This is a genomic window from Rheinheimera sp. (assembly GCF_030690345.1).
Lineage (GTDB): Bacteria > Pseudomonadota > Gammaproteobacteria > Enterobacterales > Alteromonadaceae > Alishewanella.
The window spans coordinates 184643-209119 of record NZ_JAUYGV010000009.1; the positions used below are offsets into that span (position 1 = coordinate 184643).

Genomic DNA, 24477 nt, shown 5'->3' on the forward strand with positions numbered 1-24477 from the left:
CGAACGCCGGGTAGCCAGGTTCAGGATCGTGGCTAGGGTCGGATATCGCCCTGCAGGGCTCGTCGGCGATATTCACTGGGGGTAAATCCTGTCTCTTTCTTGAAAGCAGTGTTGAATACGGACTTCGAGTTGAAGCCAGAGTCATACATAGTTTGCAGAATATTTGCCTGATTGGCTGCATCGGCCAGGCGCGATTTCGCCTCGTCGATGCGATAGCGACTGACGAACTCAAAGAAATTGCAGCCAAAGCCTTGGTTAATGGCCCGTGAAACCTCTCTTGAAGGGGCGCCCAATTTCCGTGAAAGTTGTTCCAGGGTCAGGTTGGGGTGCAAGTGGGGCTTTTCCTGGTGCATTAACTGTTGGAGCCTGACCTTTAAAGTTTGATCAAACTGCGGCGTGGGCTCTTCTTCCAGCAAGGCGGCCTGGTCTGCTGCCAATCCAGAGAAAACAACGGGTTGGCGAAGAGAGTTTATCATCAGAAAATTGATGAAAATGAAGCCCGTTACAGCGCCAGCGCCGGCCACCCACTCGGTTCCGGGCACGCTTCTAAACACATGCGCTGTAAGGCAGTACATCATGCTCACGGTCCAAGCCACTGCATAGCCGATCAGAAGCGTCCGTAACCACGCAAGTTGTTTGTTTTCAATACTCGAGAAAATCTGTCGAATACCAAGGCCGAAACGGTTAATCGCACGAATAGTCGCGTACAGGTAGCCCAGAAAGACCGCGTGAATAGCGACTGCAAGAAGGGGAGAGGTAAGTACGCCCGGGTGGTCCCGTTCAAGCAGAATCTGAACTTTGGTCTCGCTTGGCTGTAAATAATATTCAATCAGAAAAATTGCGCCGACCACCCAGAAGAGCAACGTGTGCACGAGATGCTTCCCGCGTAACTGGAAATTCTGATACATCAGCGATTGCGCATATAGATAGAGCGTGCCGGCTTGTAAAAGTCCGATGAGTGTTCCGAGGTAGGCGAAGTTTGGGTACTGGAGCGCAAGCCCGCTGCCATAGAGGAAGATCTCTCCCAGCCCGGCGGCGAAGAACACCAGAGTGGCAACCAGGAGTCGGTTAGATATGAGCCCACTGTTGGATGGAAGTAGGAGAAAAACGGCAAGAGCCAGCGATTGAATGATGCTCGTCAGCAGCACAATGTCGGTGAGTGTCAGATACATACCAGATTCAGCTCCGCTTCAAAACCATCCTGCCGTCCTGTTGCCGGCGATCTGAGATGCAGGGTCATGCCGGCACCTTTAGCAATCGCATCGGCAATCGCGAGGCCCAGGCCAGAACCTGCAGCGTCCGTTTTGGCGCGTGCAAACCGGTTTCTTAAAAGAGCGAGCTGTTCCGGTGGCACTCTTGCACCGCCATTGCAGACCCTTAAAACCCCATTATCGTTCAGGTTGATCTTCACCGGCTCGCTACGGGAACCATGCTTAAGGGCATTCTCGATCAGGTTACGCACCAGGATGGCGAAGGCATCGGGATCAAGAAAGGAGTTCACTTCGCGCTCCGGCAGGGATAAAACAACTCGCCCGGGTGCCTGGGCCTCAAAATCCCGGGCAATCATCGCGAGGATGGGCACAAGATCCTGCTGGCTTTGTGAGAGTGCACCGCCACCTTCTGCTTTTGCCAACTCGAGCAGTTTTCCGGACAGCACCGAGAGACTGCGTAACGCTTCTTCAATTTCTGCAACATCATTCTTGAGATAATCATCGGGCATTCTGGTTTTCAGTCGCTGCACTTTGGCAAGCGCTGTTGCCAGGGGAGTTCGCAATTCATGGGCACTGTTGGCGGTAAAGCTCCGTTCCGATTCAAGTGCACGGTGTAATCGCTCAAGCAGTCGGTTGACGGCAATAGCGATTGGTTCGAATTCACGGGGTAACTGCTCTTCTACAACAGGGGACAGATCTCCCGCGCCGCGGGATTCAATGTCTTGCTGAAAATCGACCACCTTACGAAGGGAAAGCCGGACAATCCACCAGACACCCAACAGGCTGACCGGAATCAGCACCAGTAAAGGCAACAGTAAGGCTAATCCCGCCTCCAGAGCGGATTCACGCCGGTGCGCCAAGGGTTCGGCCACTTCAAGATAGATGGTATTGCTGACTGCAGATACGCCATATAGCCGGTGGGTCAGAGTATCTGAAAACCCTTCCGCGGGGGTCCTGCTAAACACGCCAGGGTCGGCATCGTGGGACTGGAGCAGAATATTTCCAGCTTCGTCCCGTACCAGATAGGTCAGGTATTCGTCATGGTCTTTCAGGGCTGGGGCCTTTTGATTGCCCGCGCCGTTCTCACGGTTCAGGATGTCGGTGACCGCCAGTGGCAGTATGCGCTGGGCGGTTTCTTCCAGGGCACTGTCGAAGACCTCGTTCATTTCATGCTGTGCCACCAGTCCCGAAGCGGTCACGCCCAACAGCCAGAGTAGGGTGACACCGAGTGTCAGGCCGATACCGAGTGTTTTTTGCAGGCTGGTTCTAGTGGTCATGTGTTTCCAGGCGATAGCCCATTCCCCTGACGGTTACGATAGCGTCCCGCCCGAGCTTTTTACGCAGACGGCTGACATAAACTTCGATGGTGTTACTTTCGATTTCGGCCCCGAAAGCGTATAGACGATCCTCCAGTTGCGATCGCGATAACAGCATTCCGGGTCGCTGGATAAAGCCCTCAAACAATGCCCACTCCCGTGCCGTAAGTTCTACCGGCAGGCCGTTGCGACTGATGCGGTGATCGCCAAGATCAATCATCAGCTCGCCCACTTGTATAATCGGGCTTGGATTGCCGCGATATCGGCGAGCCACCGCGGCCACGCGGGCCGACAGCTCCGAAAGATCAAAGGGTTTGACCAGGTAGTCGTCAGCACCGGCATTTAATCCTTCAATCCGGTCAGACACCTGATCCCTGGCAGTAAGAATGATCACCGGTGTTGTTTTTCCGGTAGCCCGGAGTGTTCGCAAAAAGCCCAAGCCATGACCGTCGGGGAGCATCAGGTCCAGCAGAATCAGGTCGTAGGGTGTGGTCCTGACACTCGCCTCGGCAAAGCCCAGCGTTTGCACCCAGTCCACAGCGTGGCCGTCGTCCGCAATCTGATCCCGGACCGCCTCGCCCAATCCCACCGTATCCTCCACCAAAAGTACCCGCATCGTTCACCTCTGACCCAGCCCTGGAATCAAGATACTACAGCTCAAACCTGACAGCCAGCTGAATGGTCAATAACGCTTCGATCTCTCTTCACCGACCTTCAGCTGGCTGTCAGGTTTGGGCGCTAGCCTTCGGGGGAATATTCCAGGTACCGATCGCAGGAGATGTGATGATGCGGATGATTTTTCCTTTCGTTGTGTTGGTTTTGGGCCTATGGGCCTGGAACCTCTTTGCAGGTCCTGGGGCCGGTTCTCCCTGGGCAGTCTATGACCAGAGCCTGCTGCTCAGTGGGCTGTTATCCATTGCTCTGATGTCACTGACCATGATGCTGGCTCTGCGCCCAGCCTGGTTGGAGAGACCGCTGGGCGGGTTGGATCAGATCTATCGCACCCACAAATGGGCGGGCATTCTGGCAGTGGTATTCGCGGCAGCTCATTGGCTGATTGAAATGGGTGACGATGTTATAGAGTCGATTTTCGGAAAGGCCGGCAGGCTGCACGATCAGGATTATTCCGGGTTCATCGACACCATGCGCGATGCTGCGGAAGAGGTAGGGGAGTTCGCCGTCTATCTGCTGTTCGCCATGCTGTTGATCACTTTGTGGCGCAAGTTTCCCTACAAATACTGGCGTTATTTGCATCGCGGCATGCCGGTGCTTTATCTGTTGCTCGCTTTCCACGCGGCGTGGCTGACTCCGCTGCAATGGTGGCAGCAGCCAATCGGACTACTGATGGCCATTTTGCTCTTTGGCGGGAGCATCGCCAGCGGGCTATCTCTGACCGGCAGAGTTGGTCGTCGTCGCCAGGTTCGCGGCATGGTCACCGCGATCAAAACACCAGACCGGGACGTCACCGAAGTTACCTGCCACATGGGGCCGGCATGGCCCGGTCACCGTGCGGGGCAATTCGCCTTTGTGACCTTCGACCGGATTGAGGGTGCGCACCCGTTCACCATCGCCAGTGCGGATCGGGAAAATGGCACTGTTACCTTCCTCATCAAATCCCTCGGAGACTTTACCCGCAATCTGAGCCAGAAAATCAGCGTGGGGCAAACCGTAAATATAGAAGGCCCTTACGGCTGTTTTAACTTCGATCGCCGCAACCGCAAATCCCACCAGATCTGGATAGCCGGTGGCATCGGGATCACGCCGTTTCTGGCCTGGCTCGAAGCTCTAAGCAGCGCCACCGACGCCACCGTGCCTGAAGCCGATCTGCATTACTGCACGCGCAACGCCGGCCAGGATCCCATGGTGGATCGACTTCGGGCGCTTTGCGATGGCTTTCCCGGGATACACCTCGAGATTCATGACAGCAGCAAGGGGCAGAGGTTGTCTGCCGAGACGTTGTCTACCAACGGACGCTCGGCAGCAGGCGCAGAGGTCTGGTTCTGCGGCCCGGCAGGGCTGGGGGAAGCCATTAGAAACGGCTTGCGGGCAGCACCCTTCCGCCTGACTCGCTTCCATAAAGAAGCTTTTCAGTTCCGCTGAAATGGCCTCGTTTGTTCAGGTCGTTGTCAGGTTAGCGCCTTAGAGTGGATTTAACACAACCAGCAGGAGAGACACCATGAAGACCAAACCCATTATTCTGAGCCTGTCTTTGTTACTTCTGAGCGGCACCGCACTGGCCGATGACGACTGCGATGATCCGGTGGCGAGTTGGCAGCCCCGTGAAAATCTGCGTGAAAAGCTGGAAGCCGAAGGCTGGACAGTTCACCGAATAAAGGTTGACGACGGTTGTTATGAAGTCCGGGGCCTCGATGCCGATGGGGTCAGGGCAGAAGCCTCTTTCGCGCCCGCTTCATTGACCATGATGAAATGGGAGCGTGAAGACAGTGACGATGAGGAGAGGGACCGCGGCAACAGGAAAAATGGACAGGACAATCCCAAAAGTCAGGCGCCACGCAACGGCATCGTCAAGGGGCGTCCCACGGTTACCGTTGAGTAACTGAGCGAATTTGCCCTGTTCCTTTAACGTTCATCAGGTTTTTGGAGACCATTTATGAAAACGTTTGTTCTCACTTGCAGCCTTTTCGCCGCCTTGGCTTTACCGGTATTCGCCCAGGCCCGTGACGTGACCTTCACTACGGAACTACAGAATTACGGCGGCGATGGAGCCTATCTGGCGCTGTATCTTACCGATGCCGCCGGAGAGTATCAGGGTACCCTTTGGGTTTCCGGGAAGAAATCTAAATACTACAAACACCTGGGAGGCTGGGCCCGGGGCAGTGGGCTTGATCCTGCAGAGTATGACGGCTTGACTGGCGCCAGTGTTACCAGTGGCCGCACGCTGAAAGTGACTGTGAACCTCGATGATTCGCTGATCGACAACGGCTATGAGGTTCGAGTCGACTCTGCTGTTGAAGATATGCGCGATATCAGAGCCGATGTGATAGCCCCCCTGACCACCGAAGGGTCCGGAAAGCCGGTTTCAGGACGTGGTTACGTGCGCGCTCTGACCTACGAGCTTCAATAATCCACCGGGAGCGTCGGCTATGTTGCGCAAGTTCCACAGCTTACCGGGCCTGCTTACTGGTTTGCTTCTGATGGTTCTCTCAGTCACGGGTGCTGTGTTGGCTTTGGCGCCGGTGCTGGAAAGAGCCTCAGCGGTCATTCCGGCTTCCGGTGAAATCAGTATCGCCGAGCTGGCTGACCGGATCGTTGCTCACTATCCCGGGACTGAGCAGATCGTGCGAGAGCCTTCTGGCAAGGTCATTGTCTATTACAGCCGTGACGGCCAGGCCGGTGCGGATCTGGTGAATCCGGTAACAGGTGAGGGCACGCCCTACGAACCTTCCGCATTCTTTGGCTGGATCAAGGATCTGCATCGTGCGTTTATGCTGGATGATGCCGGTAGAGCGCTGGCCGGCGTATTGGCTGTTTTGATGGTGCTTCTGTGTCTTTCGGGAATATTTTTGATAGCCCGGCGTACCGGGGGTTGGAAGAATATATTAAGACCGCTTTCCGGCTCTGGCGGGAAACGAATCCATGCCGAATTGGCCCGGTTTGCCGTGCTCGGCCTACTGTTATCCGCACTGACCGGTAGCTATATGTCGGCACAGCGCTTTGGTTTGCTGCCGGAAGCGCCTGACACAGGGCCAGGGTTTCCGGCTGAGGTCTCGGGCGGGCAACCATCGCCTGTGGGCACCTTAAAAGCGCTAGGCAATTTCGATCTTGGCGAACTCCGGGAACTGGTGTTTCCCTATGCCGGTGATCCGCAGGACGTCTATTCGCTGTCAACCGCCGGCGGCTCCGGATTCGTGGACCAGGCTACGGGCGAGTTGCTGCAGTTCCAGCCGCGCTCTGACAGCGGCGTATTGCAGGACTGGATTGTACGTTTGCACACCGGTGAAGGCCTATGGTGGCTTGGCCTGATTCTTGGCGCTGCGGCACTGACTGTGCCAGCTCTCTCGATAACAGGTGCAACCATCTGGTGGCAGCGTCGCCGGTCTTCAGGGCAGCTTCCTGACAACGCCGATGCCGCTCAGGCGGATACAATTATTCTGGTCGGCTCCGAAGGTAATGCCACCTGGGGATTTGCCCGGGAACTCCATAGCAGCCTGAATAAGGCCGGTTTCCGCGTGCATTGCAGCGAGATGAATGCCCTGGCTAAGCAGTATCCGCAGGCTTCCAGGCTGTTCGTGCTGACTTCGACATACGGCGATGGTGATGCACCCGCATCGGCCCGGCAGTTTATGGCCAGGCTCAAAGAATTCCGGGCTGAGAAGAACCTGCGATACACGGTACTGGGTTTTGGTGACCGGCAGTTTCCGAACTTCTGTCAGTTTGCCTTGTCGGTGGATGCTGCGCTCGCCGGTAAAGGCGTCAGCCGTTTGCACGCCATTGAACTGATTGATCGGTGTTCTGCCTCGCAATTCAGTGAGTGGGGAAACCGGGTTGGTGAGGTTATCGGTACTCCGCTTTTCTTGAACTACTGTGCATTGCAGCCAGCAACGGTCAAACTGGAACTGGTAGAAAGGGCGGATTACGGGATTGCGGTTCAGGCGCCCACCAGTATCTTCCGGTTCAAACCGGCGGAGCAGGGCGGATGGCTAACGGCTTCTCCAAGAAGATTTAAAGCGCTGCCACCGTTCGAGGCGGGAGACCTTTTGGGGGTTATTCCCCCACACGGTCAAGCCCCGCGGTTCTACTCGCTCGCGTCCTCAGCTAGTGACGGGATTGTTGAGATATGCGTCCGCAAGCAGCCCGGCGGTCTATGCTCCGGGTACTTGCATGACCTCAAGCCGGGAGCTTGTATCGATGGTTTTATCCGCCCCAATCCAGGCTTCCGGCCAGCTACAGGTAGCCAGCCAGTTATCCTAATCGGTGCAGGTGCCGGCATTGGTCCGTTAACCGGTTTCATCCGAAAAAATACCAGACGCAACCCTATGTATCTGTACTGGGGCGGTCGCGATTCCAGTTCGGATTTTCTCTACCAACCCGAGCTCGGGCGCTATCTTGACGATCATCGACTGAGCGCGCTGAACACTGCCTTCTCAAGAGCAGACGAGCGCACCTACGTGCAGGATAAGCTCAAACAGGATGAATTAGCCGTGCGACAGATGGTTAACACCGGTGCGCAGATACTGGTCTGTGGTGGCCGGGATATGGCGGCGGCTGTGCGGCAGGTTATAGAAGACATTCTCAAACCCTTGCACATCGATATTGAAACTCTGAGAGGCCAGGGACGTTATCTTGAAGATGTATATTGACAGATAAAGTGACAAGGTCGAACTGAGCCTATAATCCCAAAGCACCAAATCGCGTCCTGAACAGGAAGCTGAAAGATGCCATCCACAGAAAATGAAAGACTGCTCAGCGAGCACCAGCCTAATGCCGTTCGTGCACGGCTTGCTGGTCCCGTTAAGGCCTCGACGCTACCAGATGCTGTGCTTGGCGGCATCGATGGCTGCGTTACAACGTTTGCGGTTGTATCGGGTGCGTTCGGCGCAGGTTTCTCGCCACAGGTTGCGTTGGTACTCGGCTTTGCAAACCTGATTGCAGACGGCTTCAGCATGGCGGTAAGTAATTACGAAGCGGGCCAGGCGCAGTTGAATCAGATCAAATTTGCTGAACGCACAGAACGTGAACATATCCGTGCTGTGCCAGAAGGTGAACGTGAGGAAATTCGCCAGCTGTTTCAGGCGAAGGGATTCGACGGCGAATTGCTGGAGCAAGTAGTGGAGGCTATCAGTCGTAATCCCGATGTGTGGGTAGCAACCATGTTGCGAGAAGAGTACGGACTCTCGGGTGCCGGACTCAGCCCACGCCGAGCCGCGTTGACTACCTTCGCCGCATTTTTGTCGGTTGGTGCTTTACCTTTACTGCCTTATGCCATCCCGGGTATGGAGAGTCAGATTCAGTTCCTGACGAGTCTTGGTTTGGCAGGCGTCGTCTTCTTGGGTATCGGAATGCTTAAAAGTATCGTCTATGGCTTACCAGCAATGCGATCAGGACTCCGGACTTTGATCATGGGTACGGCCGCAGCGGGGCTGGCGTTTGCTACTGGGCATTTTGCGCAGGGGTTATTGGGGGGTTAGTTCTTCAGCGGTGAATAGACAATTTAACATAATATTCCCCTAAGAGCTGATATTCATTCGCGTACCCGCTATTGGAATTAACGGCGGATTTCTCGCTCTGTTCGCCCAATGAGTGTAGTTGCAGAATTGAATTTTTAAAGCACAACTCATGCTGAAATGAAAATTATTTAGCAAGGGCCAGTCGTCGACTAATTACTGCGCAACTTTATGAATTGTGGAAAAAATGGTGTCGATATCATTGATGCCAAAGGCTTAGCGTACAATTTTTTCCGTTTCGTGAACTGACCCCTATCAGCTCACATTAAACAAAAATGTTCAACAAATCTTCATCGAATAAAGCACCACTGAAGTGAGGTTGTTCGCAAGCGGCTTTGAACTGCTAATTTACAAACAGAGCATTGCATCCCCCCAAGTTTGGATTTCAATACTGCCTTGTTCGCAGCATCTTGTTCGTTAAATAAGAACGCATCCACTCATGCTCTAAACGAATGGTGACGTTCATTTTAGTATTCCGAATATTTGACACTAATCATTTGTAAATCTATTTTTTAACTAATAATTCACTTTTAAGGTTTGGTTATGGACAATCATCGCGTCACTGAACAACAAGCAGTGCAAATCCTTCAGGAATGGAATGGTATTGGCAGAGACTTACCATCTCTGGCCAAGCTCAATCCGTCTAACGATAAACAGACAATACTTTTACTGCTGCCTGGATATCTCTGCAATCAATGGTATCAAGTTGGTGAAACATATAGCTGTTATGCAGAGGCATTAACCTGCTTAGGTACGCTAATTGACAAAAGCCGTTAGCAAATCCAGTTGCCGAATTAAACAATCATTACACTAATCGGTATCAGAATTGCCAATTCCAGCCTCCCTGATATACTGTATATCCATACATGCAAGAGGTGGGTATGTCAGCAGTATTTATTGGTAATGCCGATTCGTGGCCGAAACAGCAAATTCCTTTCTATAGCGACCCGGTAAAAGCGGGCTTTCCGTCACCAGCACAAGACTATGTCGAGCGCACGCTGGATTTAAACGAGCTATGTATTCGCCATCCTAACGCCACGTTTTTTGTCCGGGTTGAGGGAGATTCGATGATAGAGGCCGGTATTTATGACGGTGACGTATTGGTTGTAGACCGCTCGGTAGATGCCGATCATGGCGATATAGTGGTAGCGGCAGTGGGTAGTGAATTTACCGTGAAAGAGCTCTGCACCCGTCCTGCACTGTGTTTGTTACCCCGTAATCCGGCTTATAAACCTATACGGCCGCGCAATGGTGAAGAGCTCAATATTTTTGGTGTAGTGACGAACATTATTCGGCAAATGAAGCGCAAATGACAACACCCATATTTGCGCTGGTGGATTGCAATAACTTTTACGCCAGCTGTGAAAAGCTATTTCGGCCTGATTTAACAGATAAGCCGGTGGTGGTTCTGTCTAACAACGATGGCTGCGTGGTGGCCCGCTCCAAAGAAGCCAAAAAGCTCGGCATTAAAATGGGCGTGCCGGTGTTTCAGGTGCGCGACCTGATACAAAAACAGGGTGTGGTGGCCTTCTCGTCCAACTATGCGCTGTATGCCGATATGTCACAGCGGGTAATGAGCACACTGGAAAGCCTGGCTCCCAGAGTGGAAGTGTATTCTATCGACGAGTCTTTTCTGGATTTAACCGGCATGGCATTCAGCCAAAGCCTGACCGACTTTGGCTTGCAGGTGCGTAAGGTTGTAAGCAAGTGGACAGGCATTACCGTCTGCGTTGGTATAGCACCAACCAAAACACTGGCAAAACTGGCTAACCATGCCGCCAAAACCTGGCATCGCACAGGTGGCGTAGTCGATTTAACCGATAAAGCGCGCCAGCGTAAGTTACTGGCCCTACTACCGGTTGATGAAGTATGGGGCATTGGTGGCAAGCTGACCAAACGCTTACAGCAACTCGGCATTACTACCGCACTGCAACTAGCCGATGCAGACCCTGAGTATATGCGTCAGCAATTCTCGGTGGTGGTTGAGCGCACGGTAAGAGAACTTAATGGTGAGAGTTGTATCGCACTGGAAGAAATGGCTCCCACTAAAAAGCAGATTGTTAGTAGCCGCGCCTTTGGCGAACGTATTACCGATAAACAGCCAATGCGTGAGGCAATAAGCGAATACATCAGCCGGGCTTGCAAAAAGCTGCGCCAGGAGCAGCAAACTGCAAAACATCTTACGGTATTTCTGCGCACCAGCCCGTTTAGCGACAAAGATGCGCCCTATAGCGCCGGCAAAAGCATCGAACTTGATACGCCCAGTAGCGATACCCGAATTTTTCTTACTCACGCAATGAAGCTGCTGGATGGCTTATGGTTAAACGGTTACCGCTACGCTAAAGCCGGTGTCATGCTAGCTGATTTCTACGACCCCGGCGTATACCAGCCTGGCCTGTTTGATGAACCTATTGTTCAAAAAGAGTCAAACCAAGCGCTTATGCAACTGATGGATACCCTAAACGCGAAACACGCTAAAACTCTGTGGTTTGCCAGCCAAGGTACCAAACAGGAATGGGGTATGAAACGTGAATTGCTGTCTCCGGCTTATACTACGGACTGGCTACAGCTCCCGGTCGTTAAATGATGCTATTTAACAGCATACAATGACTCTCCACTATCGAAATCGCTCAAATCTAAGTACTCAATTAGTGCCGCCTAATACGTTTCACATACCCGCTTTTAAAAACAATACGTTGAGCTTTCGTTTATTGAGCTCGGCATGGGCGTCATGAGTCCAGCCTCACATCGTTATCAATGTTGAAAACCATGTCATGACAAAATTGTATGACAGGATGAGAGTGATCATCAAACCCCAAAATATCTTGTTGTTTCAGTAGGTAACGACACATCATGTACAGCAACCTGTTGCCGTACACAAACTGAAGCTCTTGTAGAAAGCCATTATCTTTATGATAACAAAGCAAGGCTGCCACACCGATAAAAAGATACTCAAAGCTTTTTTCTGCACATACTACCCTCGCGCTCAACTCATATTCTGTCGCTAAACTGTACCCAAACAGCAACGTTGCAGGGATGCAACCTTTATGTGATAGGACCTGGCAAATCGCTTGCTCCTCTACCGTGTAAATCGGAACAAACTGATGAGAACATTTGTTCATGTAAGGGTAAATAAAGTTGTGGTGATGCTTTGGATGCATCTCTGCTTCAGTGATGTCATCCATTTGAGCATCTGTCAAAAAGTGACCCAACCAAAAAAGTTGTGGGTTATACGCAATGCGAAAATTTGACATAATGAGCTCCGCGAATTTCGATTTTTTTCAACACTCGCCAATAAAATTTGAACAATGGATAAACCAGATTATTGCGATTCTTTGTCAGCATCATGATTCCGTGTATGATGGCGAAATACAGGAGTAATGACATGATTCGCTTCCACTTGCGCCGTTGTATCGATGATTACGAATTTCGGACAGGCCAGCCGCTGACTCTTATCCAGCTCGCAGATGCAACAGGAGTACATCGTGCTACTCTGTCAAAAATGTTGCACGAGCGTGGCAGTAATCTGACGACAGATGTCATAGACCGGCTGTGCATATTTTTCGACGTTCCAGTCCAGCAGCTGATGGAGCATGTTCCATCCGAGCAGGACCATTAATCACACCAAGATCCAATACAGCGCTCCAGGTGATGTCGTAGCTCGTGAGCTATTTGCTCCGTTGAAAACGAATCCAATCGTTGTTCGCAACAAATAGCTTTCCCCATCCAGGAAACCAGCGCCTCCCGGTTATTTCTTTCATCACCTGAGCCGCAGGCCATAATCAACTGCCGCCCGCACGGATCGATATTCAATGCGATTAACAGCGACTCGACAACGTTCTGAATACGCCGCGAAAGTTTTTGACGTTGTTGCATGTTGATAAACATGCTCATGGTTGTAATTTCAGTCATTTGTGCGCTCCCCTCAGAGCCTTGTGCAAATGCAATACCTTGATAAACAAGTACACCGCATCACGTGACGGTATCCCTAGCTCCTGCGAAAACCATACTATTCAAAGTGGTCGCGCCGGCATTTCGTCACAAATGCAGATGATTGATTTGTTGTGTTGGGGGGGCTCTGGGTCTCATGAATAGCGCTCCTAGTGGTGCCATCCATGGCGTTCAATACTATTGGGTTTGAGGTCCCTTGGCGGGTCACCTCTTAATAAGAGTAGCTATAAATAGACATATGTCAATTTTAATCGACATAAATTCGCAAATTTTTAGTGCCTTGTGTCCTCTATCCCCGTTTGACGAATACAGAGCCCGACTGAGGTTTTTGTTAGAGAAGATTGTTCTGAATTCGGAAATGGTTGGAAAATTGAACGTTCAGGAGTCTTGGCGATACTGGTTCATGGAAAAACACAGCTTTTGTTGCATATCCGTATTTCGAGACTTTGAAAACTCCTTTTGCAGTGCATCGGACAACGTTCGTATGTCGCCGATCAACGTGACTTCTTTTTGCGCGCGGGTGACGGCGGTGTAAAACATCGTGAGGTCAAGGTTGGGTGATTTATCCAATGGGATAATAACCCGGGAAAACTGTGAGCCCTGGCTTTTGTGAATAGTGATGGCATAGGCAAGCTTAAGGACGTCTATCATCTCTGCGGGTACTTCTCGTTCAATACCATCATCCCACAATATCCGACCAAAACTAGCATACTCTTCAGCCTCACCATCAGATACCATTACAAGTTCTTTGTAGGCGGTGGTGACCTGTCCGACTGAACCGTTCATCACATCCAAATGATACAAGTTAGTGCAACACATAACTTTGTCACCGACCCGAAAATCAGTGTCGACATAGCGGTCAAAGTCCTCAACAAATATGCGCATTCTGGCACTGTTGTTATCTGCGGAACATAGCTCATTTACTGCATCTGCCATCTTGTTGGTCGGGCAGATGATTTGTGTGGTTTCTGGGGCCTCCAAGCGAAGCTGGGCAGCCAGCTTTTTAATGGGCGTAAACCCCATCGCTTCGATATGCATCACGTCTTGATGGTCTAACTTAGGCATCATTCCGTGACGAATACTGCCGGCAACACTTGGGATATTGGAATTTTCTCCCTGGCGGCGAACCTCAGTTAAAGTCACTTTCGGTATCTCGTCCAGCTCGACTAACTCATGAAACACAAGTCCAAAATCAACAGGCGGTAGTTGACCAGTGTCTCCCAACATGATGATCCGAGTACCCTGCGGGATCACTCGGAGCAACCTATACATACTGGGCAAATCAACCATCGAGCTTTCATCAATTACGAAGGCTAGTTCCGTGTTTTCATACTTTTTGAAGTCGAAAACCCTCAGGAACCGGGCGATCGTAAATGACTCATAGCCTGTCGCCTCTGTCATTCGTTTGGCAGCCTTCCCCGCCAATGCTAACTGAATCGGGACAATGTGCATCTGCCTGAATACGTGATACAGAGCATCCAGAACAGTAGTTTTGCCGACCCCTGCGCCACCATTAATAATAAAGAAATTATGGCGGGCAGCCCTTGTGACAGCTTCATGCTGCAAGGAAGTCAACCGGAATCCTTTGGTCTGCTCATAATCACAAATGGTCTCTGAAATTTGCTCGTTGGTCATAACTAGTTGCACTGGAATGCTTACTAACTGAGCAATCCGCTCTGCAACAGCAGACTCCATTACAAAGGCACCGTTACTTTGATAACGTCCCTCAGCTAACAACACATAATTTTCACTCGTATAACCAGCCTGCAAGGCCTGCGAAGCCAGTGCATGGCCATCGCATGGCTTCCCACTGAAGGTTGATAGTAATTTGGTTAAAGGCTCGAAGAGTTCATTATGAGTTGCAACAGTACTACCTCTATTCAGAATATCGTAAAGAGCTTCCTCTACAGCCGCAGCCAATCGAATTGGAGAGTCCAAAGCATGCCCTAGCTTCGTGGCCAGCTTGTCACATTCACGGAATGACAACCCGAATGCCAAAAGTCTGTAAGGATCTTCCCGTAATTTTGACGCGGTATCCTTCAGATAGAAGCCTGATACCCGAAAAGATATCGAAACACCAAGCCCCAATTCCAAATTACAGTAACGCATTGCGTCGATGTTGACGTAATTGCGCCAAGCATCCACTGCATTTTGAGCTGTATCAGGGGACAATTTCTGAACCAACGTTTTATGGTCCCCCTTGTCTAACAAATCATACAGCTCCTCGCCAAAAAACGCCCAAAGCTTCTCAGCCTTCACAGGACCAATGCCTTTGAAAAGGCTGCTTCCTCCCAAGAGTTCAACAATTAACTGACCCGCAGGACGCACAACTTCGACTGTGTCGGTAGTGACAATAAAGCGCTCAAAACCCTCTATCATAGGGATCAATAGCTTAGTGTTAGGCAGGACGTCCAGCAACATTCCCTTTTTGAATGCAGGAATTACGGATGTGCAATCAACGTCTTCAATACGAACGATGTAATGCTGCCGGGAATTCACTTTCCGAAACGTATCAGGGTCAACTTCCACACCATTGAATACAACACCATGCCGGCTCTGGTATGCACTACGGGTAACTCGCAAAGTAACGTAACGGGTATTTAACTCTGTCATCTTAAAAGTCGCCCAGATTGAGCCAGATGACGCTCGCGAACATTTGACCTTTCTATCTCCTGTTTGGCAGCCCTGATTTCTGCTTTTAGCCCATCAATTTCTGCGGACAACTCCGCAACTTGTGTTTGGAGATGCTTAATTTGTAAATTTTTTTCTCGGATCTCTTTATCAGTGATCGAGTAGCGAATACCTTTGGAACTATCGGAAGTATTGTTCTTTTCTCGAGTCTGATATGGAAGTTCCACAATCATCTTTTTCGCGAACAACGTTTCGGCTTTGATGAGTATATAACGCTTAATGTGCTCATTTTGATAGAGGCTGGAACGAGAGATACTCAATTCCTTTGCCAGTGCAGACAGATCGATTGCACCGCTATCAATGTAGTCCAACCAAGCCTCGTCATCTAACTGCCCTAATAGATCCGCCAATTTGGTCAGATTGGCTTTTGCAGCAGGATGCATCCTATCCAGGTTAAAACCCGACAATTCAATTTCAACATCAAAACCGGCTGTCATTTTTTATTGCCTTTACGAGCAGTGGTCTTCATTGAATCCGGAAGTGGAGCGTTAAGTTGATCTACGGTGAGATTTGCATTTGTTGCGTTATATAACCAACGCACATACTTCTGATCGTATTCAGCAAGAGTCTCACTCAACCTCTTACACTCTTCTTCCTTTTTTGCAAGCTTGGCTTTCAACTCTTCAAGTTTTTGCTCAGCTGTCACGATCGTCTTTTTTGTACCATTGATACTTTGGTACGTTTCTGCGATCTGTTCTCGTGCGGACAGAGCCTGTCGAGTAAACCCCGTGGCATCCTCTAATTGTGCCCATGTCACTTTGCCATTTGTGGCTCGCGATGCCAGAAGAACAATAAGATCGCAGATCTCCTTTTCACGTTCTGGCGTGATACGTGCTTGTTTGTCTCTCATATCGCCCTACACCCAATAATCCCGTCAGGAAATATTTGTACTCGTTCACCCACAGCTACCGATCCGTCAGCCTCGATGGCCAGTGCAACCTCACACCCGAGTAGTAGCTCTTCATGAGACTTAAGCCAATTGTTTGAGCCGTGAAACTCTTTGGCAACAGCCTCTTTGGCGGCTGCAACATGTTGGATTTGTTGGTCGCGAATACGCACAACTTCTGCTATTTCACGCTGATTTCCTTTCACTCGGAAATACTCCGCGCAGCCTCGCAGGCACGCGTAGTGTTTACCACATGGTGAATCATTGTAATCATGCCGGCACATACCAATAGCAGTGATCAGAGTCGTGGTCAGGTCACCTAACGTGTCTAAAGCTTCATCTCTATCCACCATCGTAAATATGATTGCAGCTTCTTTAGCCTGCTCTTTCGAAATACCCGTCGAAGCAAGGATATCATCAGCAGCATCCATCACTAGCTTGGTTTTGTTGGTATGGTCATAGGTCTCGTTATCTCCCATATATTTGCGACCAAAATACCTAGCAACTTCAATATCTGAAACGGTGTCGCACAATTCCAACATAGTGCTCAAGAAATGGCGGAACTGATGAGAAGTTAGCCGTACTGGCTGCCCCTCGAACATCATGTTTTTCCGTTCGAAAATGCTTTGCATGCCTAACTCAGGTCGTCCGGAGAGGTAATCAGTGAATTGCGTATGAGTAATTAATGTGAAGCTCCATTCTTCTGATCGTTTTACCGAATGATGGCGCTGAAATTGTGTGACAAACAGCATGTCTTCGAGGCGTTCAGCTGCAGTCAAATCCTTAACCTGTTGCCATAAATTCGATGCAGATTGTCGCGCCAAATGGTTCGTTTTTTGTCTGAGATCAAAGGGAGCAAACGCTAATGATTGAATCCCAGTTTTCTTATGGGCAAGCTTTTCCATTGGCACATCAAGCTTGCCAAGATAGGTCCCCATATTTGCCCGACTAGACCATTGCAGCTCACGCCACACATCTGTAACAAAGACCCGTGGCTCGTTGCTCAATAACGGAAAGAAGTCGATTTTAGCTTCTGGATCTGCCATGAGTTGACGGATAACCTCCCTTACAGGAGCGAGCAAGTCCAGAGCCGTCTTGAGTCCTTTTTGCAGAATAGTGACCATCGCGTCAGCAATGACCTTGGAGCTATAACCGCCCCCTTTTTTCGCCTTGTAACGAAGTTCATGAACTACAAAAACATCATCCAATCCAGTCAGGACGTTGCGCTCTTCTATTTCACGCTCATAAAGACAACTCGTATCTAATGTCACTATTTCATCAAAACGAAGCCCGGTCGCGAACATAATTTCGGTCATGGCCTGAAATAGTGCATCATCCCCTTGCAGTTCAGTATTCGACAACGTGGCTACAGCAATCAGGCTAAGTTTGGTTGGCAGCTTTTTGGCTCGTTCATCAATAGATGATTGATCGATTCGTGAGTCACTGTTGGTATGGGTTTCACTACGTTTCGCAGATTTTTTAAAAACAATTTTATGCTTCGCCAGCCCATGCTGATTAATGAACTTGCAAATAACTTCCAATTTTTGACCAGTACGATAAAAGGTGCTGTCTTGAAGCCGCTCGCGCGCGTCCTTTTCCGCTAACTTAAATTGATGTGCTGAGAGGTCCGCAATAGTTAAGCCAGATTGGCTCAGTACATTGTCCAGATAACGATAAGAATTAACATATAACTGTAAGGAACCCACATCCTTCGGTGATTCGATTTGCACCATAGTAACGTGGCATTTCGCTACATCAGAGAGACCAGAGTGATGAAATGGCTCCATCTCAGAGCGAGGAGTTTTAACATTTTTCCCTTTATTATTATCACGATTGAAGTAGATAAACTGCTCAAATCCCGCCTTTCGAGCTTGGGTGTTGCATATCCCTTTGACGTCCCAATAAATGTGTTCCCACTCCCAATTATTTTTATTTTTAAACGGGGAATTGTTTTTACAAAAGGAAATCAGCTTTTCAAGATTGGCGAGTTGATTGTCAGTCCGCCGCGGCATCAGTTCAATCACGTTGCTCATATTTCACCATTCTCCAGCATTTGTACAAAACGCGTAGCCTTCAGGAAGTCGTCGTGCTGCAATATCTCAATGGCGTGATTTTCCCCAAATCGGTTCTTTGTCTCTTCGACAAAGAGTTCCACTACGGCCTTGTGATCAGCGTCTTCGAATGCTTCAAGTGAACTACATCCATAACAGCTTAAAGGAGGGTTCAATGAACAGGGGGTAGCGCTCCCGCAACTCCCTATCAGATGAAGAGACTGGTCTTTAGCCGGTGCAAAAATATGCTGCCCTTGTTGAGACACCTGCTCTGGTGTGACTACCTTTCCTTGAAATACGTCTAGAATTTCTGCCGCTTCGGTTTTCAGAACATCATTTAACTTTCTTGCGACATGGTGAGTGTGGCGATAATACACTTCCAACTGCTGCAGATCGCTGTGGTCCATCAATTCAGCAACAACCTTTAACGGCGTACCTCGGGCAATCAGTTTTGTGCAAAAAGTCTTGCGCAAACGTCGATTTGTGACCTTAAAACCCAAATCCATAACGCGCTCAAATGCTAATCGACGAGTTTGGAACAGAGCTCTGGTTAACCTTTGATTGATTGGTCTTCCTGAATTCTTAAGTGTTACTAAAATAAACCAATCTGGAGTAATCGAATTTGAGACCATCTGTTCATATCGAGTTTTCAACTCGATGAGCAAGTTGTACAACGTTTTGGTTATCGGGCGATTTTTTTTCAGCTGGTTATTTTTGTATCCACGCTGTTTAGCACGAGGTACCGATAAAGATATTCCCCCTTTATCCGATACATGTATATCTTTGAACTGCAAACGGACGACTTGTGTGTCACGAGCGCCAAGAACCTGTCCTATTTTTAGTCCAACCATCCCTTGAAGCTCAAATATTGATAAAGCCTTGATATCAGTAGATTTAATTGCTTGCTTGAACAACTTTTCTTCACGTATAGTCAGGGGGCCACGGTTAGGAATGAGCATTAATACATCTTTGCCTTTACCCTCATCAGAACCAAATTTCAAAACATCCAGATACAGATCGAAAAAGTCTTCGTCAAAGAACGGAAAATTTTCGTCTACAAACCAACCATAAATCAAACGTAATGCAGATTTCCTACTAGACCCAATATTTGATTGCATTAACTGCCGCATCTGGTCTTCGATACATATAGTTATCTCTTCTCCAGCAACAAGATCATCATTAAAGCGAAACCCAGCTAAAAGTTTAAAATGGTTACCGAGAGATTCGTTTGAATATCTTTTACAAGCATCAGCTATGTAAGCTTTGGCGTGTTCTCTGAGCACTGGGTGCACCAATTCAAAATTCAGCAGGATCCGCTCAGGTTGCAAATGACATTGGCTGTAGGTCAGATCTAACTTCTGCCCTGTCTGAGTAATTGGGTAAGGATCATAGGTAAACTGCTCATCAGACTGCCCAAACGAAACCGTCGTCATTAGCTCTGTATTCAGGATTACATTGTACTTCATATGCAATTACCTCTTTTTTAACAGCCTTCCAGCTCACTGTGGAATTGACTGAGCGCCTCAACGGTTTGCTCCAATGTGGCTAATTTTTCGTAATTCTCGCTTTGCCTCGATTTGGGCGACCAACCCCCAATAGAGTTTTTGATTTTTTTCTTTTGGTCATCTGAGTAACCTTTGTCTTTCATCATCCGATCAAGATTTTCAAAAAAGGTGTGCCTTAGTCGATGTGGACCAAAACGGCCAACTCCAGGAAGCTTGGCTTTGATGGTATCGAAGACTGAAGAAAGTGCTGATAGCGACAACGGCTGGTATGGAAGCTGCCCTGACAAAATGAGAAACGGCGGCTGTTTCCGTGCTGCATCAGACTGATTTCTAATTTTTTTGTACTCTTCAATCAAATTGGCCAGACTATTTGAGATAGGAATGATCCGCGCCCTAGTCTTATTATGGGGGACACTTGTTCGAGGGTCGTCGTACTTCACATTTTCCATCGTTTCTATGTATGGCCTTTCCCCTGGTCCGAGCTTACTAGTCCGGCAATTTTCGATTGTAAGCGACAATAATTCGCCTCGACGAACACCTGTTTCATAACAGATCCGACAAATCAATTTGTTACGCAAAGCCGTATTTCGATTCCATCCAAAGTATTTGGGATCACTCAACCCTTGATACAGCGATGCCTGTAACAACAGAGACAACCCATAAACCTGTGAGTTTTTTGCGACGTGTCTCCGTCGTTTCTGGAGCCGCTCTTTTAACTTCTCAGCTAATTTAATGATTTGAATGATCATCGGGTCACCGGTGTGACGCCGAGCATTCGCTCGGCTGACTAAGTAGTCAAAATAGGCAATAGATGCATCAATTCGCTGATTAAAATACTCAGGTTCAACTGTTCCAATAGAAACAACACTTGATTGATCTGAAAATCTCTCTAAGTGGCGAACAAATGATGTAAACAACTCCCCCTTTGACAGACCACCGAGAACAACCTCATCTTCCAAGTCGACCCCATGTTTTTGAGCCCATCGTTCGATGTGAATGACATGTCGAGTGATATTCGCCTGTGTCGTATCCGCTTGCCCAGAAAGATCAATCAAGGTGTAGCGACAAATGCGATCGATAGGCACTCCGTTGTCATCGACAACCAAGCATCCGACTTCATTGATCCCGCCCATTCTGACTTTGCGAAGCTTCATGCCACAAACCTTTACACTTTCAACTTGGTATATTTATAGCAGGTCAAAAAACAGTCAGCAAATAAATTTTACATAAAAAATAAAAAAAGCCCCTTTATATAGGGGCTTTACATATTAAAATCTTTACAGTGTAAAAGTTGGAAAACTAGAACGGGATATCGTCATCAAAGTCGATTGGCGGTTCCATTGGCGCACGTTGTTGGCTCTGGGCCGGCTGCTGATAACCACCTTGTGGCTGCGCCGGTTTTTGGTAACCGCCCTGCTGTGGTGCAGCTTGCTGGTAACCACCTTGCTGTGGTTGCTGATACGCCGGTGCAGCTTGCTGTGCCGGTTGCTGGTAGCCGCCTTGTGGCTGAGCCGGTTTTTGATAACCGCCCTGCTGACCGCCACCCATACCACCGCCTTGTTGCTGGCCATCACCGCGGCCATCTAACATTTGCAGTTCGTTGGCGATAATTTCCGTGGTGTAACGCTCTACACCGTCTTTATCCTGCCATTTACGGGTTTTCAGCTTGCCTTCGATATAGACTTTGCTACCTTTGCGCAGGTATTCGCCGGCAATTTCGGCTAAACGCTGGTAAATCACCACACGGTGCCATTCGGTTTGTTCTTTTTTCTCGTTAGTGGCTTTGTCGGTCCAGCTCTCTGAAGTTGCTACCGTTAAATTAGCCACTGCGCCGCCTTGCGGCATATAGCGCACTTCCGGGTCAGTACCCAGGTTACCAATCAGAATAACTTTATTAATGCCACGCGCCATGCGAATTCTCCTAAAAAATGTTAAGCCCCGGCAGCGGCAATAACCGCCTGCGCCTGCGCTGTGTCAAATTGTGCTGAGCTGACTTTCAGATAACAGCGCTGCTCTGCCAAAACCAGTGTAACTTCCTGCACCCCGGCTAATACCGTGAGATCTGCGGCTAACTGCTCAGCCTGCTGCTCTGTTTGCAGCGACACCGCCAGTGTTAAGCGCTGCACACGCAGAGGAATAATAAGGGTGCCGGCAACTGCCAGCCATATTAAACCAATAACCGCCAGCACAGCAAACAAAGCTTGGTAGCCAAATTGTTGCACCAGGGCACCACCCAACACTCCGCCGAGAAAAGCACCAAAAAACTGACTACTTGAGTATATACCCATAGCGCTGCCACGTTGCCCGGCCGGCGCGATACGCGACACCAATGCCGGCAGGCTGGCTTCAAGAAAGTTAAAACCGGTAAAAAATAACAGCAACGCTGCAGTGAGCGGCCAAAAGCCCGGCAGCATAACAATAAGCAACATGGCGCTGATTAACAGCGCGATGGCCAGCAGAAAAAAGCCTTTCTCCTGCGCTTTGCGCATGGCAATAATCATCATTGGGATCATTAACACAAAAGAGCCCAGCAACAGCGGCAAATAAAACTGCCAGTGTTTTACCGATACCAGGCCATAGGTTTGCAGTAAAGCCGGCAGTGCGACAAACATCGCTGTCAGCATTAAATGCAGCAACAATACGCCGGCATCTAACTGCAGCAGTTGGCGGTGCTTTAGCATAGCACCAAGGCTTTGCGGCAGCGCCAGGGTTTCTGCCATTGGTGCTTTGTGCACACTTTTGGGTAACAGCAGGGCTACCACCAGCATGGCACAGCAAGCCAGCACAGCAGTAAACCAAAATACGCCACTTAGCCCGGCCCATTTTGCCAGCAGCGGGCCCAGCACCATAGCGGCGGCAAAACTTAAACCGATACTGGCGCCAATTATCGCCATCACCTTGGGTCGCTGTTCTTCGCGGGTTAGATCGGCGGCTAAGGCCAGCACTGCGCCAGCTATAGCCCCGGCGCCTTGTAAAATGCGGCCTAAGGTAACCATGTAAACCGAGTCGGCCAGCGCGGCCACGACAGAGCCCAGCGCAAACAGCGTCAGGCCGCCCAGCATCACTTTATGCCGGCCGATGCGGTCAGATAACCAGCCGAGCGGAATTTGCAAAATGGCTTGGGTTAAACCGTAGGCGCCAATGGCCAGGCCAATCCATAGCGGCGAGAAGCCGGCCAGCTCAGTGCCATACAGTGCGAACACCGGCAGCAGCATAAACAAGCCCAGCATGCGGCTGGAAAACACCAGCGCCAGCGCCATGGCGGCACGTTTTTCTAAAGAATTCAGTTGATGCATCAGGTATGAGTTAACCGCCCAAATAAGCGCGCCAGTGTAGCACAGAACCGGCACGCTTTAAGCGGATTTAACCGCAGCCTGCTGCGTGTTGCCCGCTAACAAATTAGGACATCTGCTGTTTGCTCTGGCGATGAAACAAACCGATCGACAGTAACAGCAAACTCAGCGGCAGCAAACTCAGATAAAACGCAGTCTGGCCGTCAAAATTGGCAAAGGTATAGCCGGTTACCATAGAACCGGTGGTGCCGCCCAGTGCGGAGAACACCACTATTAACCCGGTCATCGGTGCGTGCTGTACTTTGGGCAGGGCGCTTAACATGACCGAGTTAATCACCGGATAAATCGGCGCCATAAACAGGCCAATCAGCGGAAACAGGTAAGCCGCCAGCGGCGCGCTGAATAAGCTGACATCGGCATTCAGCTCTATGTTGCGCGTTAATGGCAATGTAAGCAGGATCAATAGCGCCATGGCAATAAGACAAGCATTAAGCAGCAGATACCAGGACAGCTTTTTCAGTATCAGCCCGGCCAAAATGCGGCCCAGCGCTAAACTGGCGGCAAAAATACTGGTCAGCTGCACACTGAGCTGGTTCGGCAGCACCAATACCTCGTTATTAAAGGTCGGCAACCAGCTGCCTATGCCTTGCTCAATCAGCACATATAAAAATGCCGATAGCACAAACACAAACACCAGTGGTTTGTATACCAGCTGTAGCATGGCGATAAAATCCTGCTTTAACGGCTGGGTTGGCGGCAACACCAGCTTTGGAAAAGGCGTGCTGCTAAGTAGCGCCAGGTTAACCGCACACAGCAGTGCCAGCAGCCAGTATACTTGTAGCCAGCCACTGGACTGCGGTGCCGCCGGGTCCATAAAGGCCGAGAACAGCCAGTAACCTGACAATACGCCGAGCATAAAACCGCCTTCAATAAAATTCAGCAAGGAGGCATGCTCGGCTTTAGTTTGCGTAACCACGCCGATACTGGCATATACCGATACCTTCACCAGCGCAAAGCTGGCACCGACGGTAAGAAATAACAATTTGGTGGTCCAGAACGCCGGCAGCAACGGCATCATAATGCAGGCCAGCGTAACCAGCACCAATGCAATTTGCAGTGCCATTTTATAGCCCAGCCGCGGCAGGTAAGAGGCAATAATAAAAGACACCACGGCGATAGGAATATCTTTAAAGCCTTCCAGCACACTGGCGGCTTCTTTACTGATTTGATAAGTGTGGATCACCTGCAGGATAACAGTACCGACACTGTTTAGCAGAATGGCGAAGACGAAATAGGTGAGTAGCAGCGACAAGCGAATACGCAAAGTGGCCATAGTCTGGTTCTCATTTTTATGCTGTGTGCCACAGCTATAGTTGTTTTACCCTGTT

General features: G+C 49.7%; 23 protein-coding genes. 9 read left to right on the forward strand and 14 right to left on the reverse strand.

What is annotated here, in order from left to right; all coding sequences use genetic code 11:
* Window positions 1-32: 32 nt before the first annotated feature.
* From Q8O77_RS19180 to Q8O77_RS19190, 3 genes are read right to left on the reverse strand one after another with little or no spacing between them, the layout of a single operon-like run.
* Window positions 33-1172 carry an AraC family transcriptional regulator gene (locus Q8O77_RS19180; RefSeq protein WP_019677804.1) on the reverse strand — a complete coding sequence of 380 codons (1140 nt, stop codon included), beginning with the start codon at window positions 1170-1172 and terminating at the stop codon, window positions 33-35.
* On the reverse strand, window positions 1163-2488 hold the full coding sequence (locus tag Q8O77_RS19185) for an ATP-binding protein (RefSeq protein ID WP_305557071.1): 1326 nt from the start codon (window positions 2486-2488) through the stop codon (window positions 1163-1165). Before Q8O77_RS19185 ends, Q8O77_RS19180 begins: the two co-directional genes overlap by 10 nt.
* A complete protein-coding gene (locus Q8O77_RS19190) occupies window positions 2478-3143 on the reverse strand; it encodes a response regulator transcription factor (protein ID WP_019677802.1) in 666 nt (221 codons plus the stop codon). The genes Q8O77_RS19185 and Q8O77_RS19190 overlap by 11 nt, the downstream gene beginning before the upstream one ends.
* A 167-nt stretch (window positions 3144-3310) precedes the next feature.
* On the opposite strand from Q8O77_RS19190, the gene Q8O77_RS19195 reads away from it, so the two are divergent.
* The 8 genes from Q8O77_RS19195 to umuC all read left to right on the forward strand — a co-directional run bounded on the left by Q8O77_RS19195 (window position 3311) and on the right by umuC (window position 11299).
* The gene (locus tag Q8O77_RS19195; protein WP_020833792.1) at window positions 3311-4627 is read left to right on the forward strand and encodes a ferric reductase-like transmembrane domain-containing protein; all 1317 of its coding nucleotides are present in this window, start codon (window positions 3311-3313) and stop codon (window positions 4625-4627) included.
* Between the two features lie 76 nt (window positions 4628-4703).
* Complete coding sequence (locus tag Q8O77_RS19200; protein WP_019677800.1) at window positions 4704-5084, forward strand: PepSY domain-containing protein; 381 nt, start codon at window positions 4704-4706, stop codon at window positions 5082-5084.
* Window positions 5085-5138: 54 nt separating this feature from the next.
* Window positions 5139-5612, forward strand: a complete 474-nt coding sequence (locus tag Q8O77_RS19205; RefSeq protein ID WP_019677799.1) for a DUF2271 domain-containing protein — start codon at window positions 5139-5141, stop codon at window positions 5610-5612.
* Between the two features lie 19 nt (window positions 5613-5631).
* Window positions 5632-7848: a PepSY domain-containing protein gene (locus Q8O77_RS19210; RefSeq protein ID WP_305557088.1), complete on the forward strand. Its 2217-nt coding sequence runs from the start codon at window positions 5632-5634 to the stop codon at window positions 7846-7848.
* Window positions 7849-7923: 75 nt separating this feature from the next.
* Complete coding sequence (locus tag Q8O77_RS19215; RefSeq protein ID WP_011784790.1) at window positions 7924-8676, forward strand: VIT1/CCC1 transporter family protein; 753 nt, start codon at window positions 7924-7926, stop codon at window positions 8674-8676.
* A 579-nt stretch (window positions 8677-9255) separates the two neighbouring features.
* Window positions 9256-9489, forward strand: a complete 234-nt coding sequence (locus Q8O77_RS19220) for a hypothetical protein (RefSeq protein WP_019677797.1) — start codon at window positions 9256-9258, stop codon at window positions 9487-9489.
* A gap of 104 nt (window positions 9490-9593) precedes the next feature.
* Window positions 9594-10025, forward strand: a complete 432-nt coding sequence (gene umuD, locus Q8O77_RS19225) for a translesion error-prone DNA polymerase V autoproteolytic subunit (RefSeq protein ID WP_157611035.1) — start codon at window positions 9594-9596, stop codon at window positions 10023-10025.
* Window positions 10022-11299: a translesion error-prone DNA polymerase V subunit UmuC gene (gene umuC / locus Q8O77_RS19230; RefSeq protein ID WP_019677795.1), complete on the forward strand. Its 1278-nt coding sequence runs from the start codon at window positions 10022-10024 to the stop codon at window positions 11297-11299. The genes umuD and umuC overlap by 4 nt, the downstream gene beginning before the upstream one ends.
* A gap of 142 nt (window positions 11300-11441) precedes the next feature.
* Here umuC and Q8O77_RS19235 read toward each other — a convergent pair whose 3' ends face one another.
* Window positions 11442-11966, reverse strand: a complete 525-nt coding sequence (locus Q8O77_RS19235; protein WP_019677794.1) for a hypothetical protein — start codon at window positions 11964-11966, stop codon at window positions 11442-11444.
* A 131-nt stretch (window positions 11967-12097) separates the two neighbouring features.
* Here Q8O77_RS19235 and Q8O77_RS19240 point away from each other — a divergent pair, with 131 nt between their 5' ends.
* Complete coding sequence (locus Q8O77_RS19240) at window positions 12098-12331, forward strand: helix-turn-helix transcriptional regulator (protein ID WP_019677793.1); 234 nt, start codon at window positions 12098-12100, stop codon at window positions 12329-12331.
* Here the strand turns inward: Q8O77_RS19240 and Q8O77_RS19245 are convergent.
* From Q8O77_RS19245 to Q8O77_RS19290, 10 genes are all read right to left on the reverse strand, one after another.
* A complete protein-coding gene (locus tag Q8O77_RS19245) occupies window positions 12328-12624 on the reverse strand; it encodes a hypothetical protein (RefSeq protein WP_019677792.1) in 297 nt (98 codons plus the stop codon). The two genes, Q8O77_RS19240 and Q8O77_RS19245, sit on opposite strands and share 4 nt — an antisense overlap.
* A gap of 417 nt (window positions 12625-13041) precedes the next feature.
* A complete protein-coding gene (locus Q8O77_RS19250; RefSeq protein ID WP_305557121.1) occupies window positions 13042-15276 on the reverse strand; it encodes an AAA family ATPase in 2235 nt (744 codons plus the stop codon).
* Entirely contained in the window at window positions 15273-15791 is a 519-nt protein-coding gene (locus Q8O77_RS19255) for a hypothetical protein (RefSeq protein WP_019677856.1), read from the reverse strand. The genes Q8O77_RS19250 and Q8O77_RS19255 overlap by 4 nt, the downstream gene beginning before the upstream one ends.
* Entirely contained in the window at window positions 15788-16204 is a 417-nt protein-coding gene (locus tag Q8O77_RS19260; RefSeq protein WP_019677855.1) for a hypothetical protein, read from the reverse strand. The genes Q8O77_RS19255 and Q8O77_RS19260 overlap by 4 nt, the downstream gene beginning before the upstream one ends.
* The gene (locus Q8O77_RS19265) at window positions 16201-18273 is read right to left on the reverse strand and encodes a hypothetical protein (protein ID WP_019677854.1); all 2073 of its coding nucleotides are present in this window, start codon (window positions 18271-18273) and stop codon (window positions 16201-16203) included. Before Q8O77_RS19265 ends, Q8O77_RS19260 begins: the two co-directional genes overlap by 4 nt.
* Window positions 18270-19757, reverse strand: coding sequence for a site-specific integrase (locus tag Q8O77_RS19270; protein ID WP_019677853.1), 1488 nt, complete (start codon window positions 19755-19757; stop codon window positions 18270-18272). Before Q8O77_RS19270 ends, Q8O77_RS19265 begins: the two co-directional genes overlap by 4 nt.
* Window positions 19758-19774: 17 nt before the next feature.
* A complete protein-coding gene (locus Q8O77_RS19275) occupies window positions 19775-20950 on the reverse strand; it encodes a site-specific integrase (protein WP_305557126.1) in 1176 nt (391 codons plus the stop codon).
* A gap of 145 nt (window positions 20951-21095) precedes the next feature.
* Entirely contained in the window at window positions 21096-21707 is a 612-nt protein-coding gene (ssb, locus tag Q8O77_RS19280; RefSeq protein ID WP_305557129.1) for a single-stranded DNA-binding protein, read from the reverse strand.
* 20 nt (window positions 21708-21727) lie between these two features.
* Window positions 21728-23092: an MFS transporter gene (locus Q8O77_RS19285; RefSeq protein WP_305557132.1), complete on the reverse strand. Its 1365-nt coding sequence runs from the start codon at window positions 23090-23092 to the stop codon at window positions 21728-21730.
* Between the two features lie 103 nt (window positions 23093-23195).
* Window positions 23196-24422, reverse strand: coding sequence for a sugar MFS transporter (locus tag Q8O77_RS19290; RefSeq protein ID WP_305557135.1), 1227 nt, complete (start codon window positions 24420-24422; stop codon window positions 23196-23198).
* Between the last annotated feature and the right edge of the window lie 55 nt (window positions 24423-24477).

Coding starts and splice junctions, on each gene's coding strand:
- Q8O77_RS19210 (WP_305557088.1), top strand. CDS start 5,632: ATGTTGCGCAAGTTCCACAGCTTACCGGGCCTGCTTACTGGTTTGCTT.
- umuD (WP_157611035.1), top strand. CDS start 9,594: ATGTCAGCAGTATTTATTGGTAATGCCGATTCGTGGCCGAAACAGCAA.
- Q8O77_RS19215 (WP_011784790.1), top strand. CDS start 7,924: ATGCCATCCACAGAAAATGAAAGACTGCTCAGCGAGCACCAGCCTAAT.
- Q8O77_RS19260 (WP_019677855.1), bottom strand. CDS start 16,204: ATGAGAGACAAACAAGCACGTATCACGCCAGAACGTGAAAAGGAGATC.
- Q8O77_RS19245 (WP_019677792.1), bottom strand. CDS start 12,624: ATGACTGAAATTACAACCATGAGCATGTTTATCAACATGCAACAACGT.
- Q8O77_RS19220 (WP_019677797.1), top strand. CDS start 9,256: ATGGACAATCATCGCGTCACTGAACAACAAGCAGTGCAAATCCTTCAG.
- Q8O77_RS19235 (WP_019677794.1), bottom strand. CDS start 11,966: ATGTCAAATTTTCGCATTGCGTATAACCCACAACTTTTTTGGTTGGGT.
- Q8O77_RS19265 (WP_019677854.1), bottom strand. CDS start 18,273: ATGAGCAACGTGATTGAACTGATGCCGCGGCGGACTGACAATCAACTC.
- Q8O77_RS19275 (WP_305557126.1), bottom strand. CDS start 20,950: ATGAAGCTTCGCAAAGTCAGAATGGGCGGGATCAATGAAGTCGGATGC.
- Q8O77_RS19180 (WP_019677804.1), bottom strand. CDS start 1,172: ATGTATCTGACACTCACCGACATTGTGCTGCTGACGAGCATCATTCAA.
- Q8O77_RS19255 (WP_019677856.1), bottom strand. CDS start 15,791: ATGACAGCCGGTTTTGATGTTGAAATTGAATTGTCGGGTTTTAACCTG.
- Q8O77_RS19195 (WP_020833792.1), top strand. CDS start 3,311: ATGATGCGGATGATTTTTCCTTTCGTTGTGTTGGTTTTGGGCCTATGG.
- umuC (WP_019677795.1), top strand. CDS start 10,022: ATGACAACACCCATATTTGCGCTGGTGGATTGCAATAACTTTTACGCC.
- Q8O77_RS19270 (WP_019677853.1), bottom strand. CDS start 19,757: ATGAAGTACAATGTAATCCTGAATACAGAGCTAATGACGACGGTTTCG.
- Q8O77_RS19190 (WP_019677802.1), bottom strand. CDS start 3,143: ATGCGGGTACTTTTGGTGGAGGATACGGTGGGATTGGGCGAGGCGGTC.
- ssb (WP_305557129.1), bottom strand. CDS start 21,707: ATGGCGCGTGGCATTAATAAAGTTATTCTGATTGGTAACCTGGGTACT.
- Q8O77_RS19185 (WP_305557071.1), bottom strand. CDS start 2,488: ATGACCACTAGAACCAGCCTGCAAAAAACACTCGGTATCGGCCTGACA.
- Q8O77_RS19205 (WP_019677799.1), top strand. CDS start 5,139: ATGAAAACGTTTGTTCTCACTTGCAGCCTTTTCGCCGCCTTGGCTTTA.
- Q8O77_RS19240 (WP_019677793.1), top strand. CDS start 12,098: ATGATTCGCTTCCACTTGCGCCGTTGTATCGATGATTACGAATTTCGG.
- Q8O77_RS19250 (WP_305557121.1), bottom strand. CDS start 15,276: ATGACAGAGTTAAATACCCGTTACGTTACTTTGCGAGTTACCCGTAGT.
- Q8O77_RS19285 (WP_305557132.1), bottom strand. CDS start 23,092: ATGCATCAACTGAATTCTTTAGAAAAACGTGCCGCCATGGCGCTGGCG.
- Q8O77_RS19290 (WP_305557135.1), bottom strand. CDS start 24,422: ATGGCCACTTTGCGTATTCGCTTGTCGCTGCTACTCACCTATTTCGTC.
- Q8O77_RS19200 (WP_019677800.1), top strand. CDS start 4,704: ATGAAGACCAAACCCATTATTCTGAGCCTGTCTTTGTTACTTCTGAGC.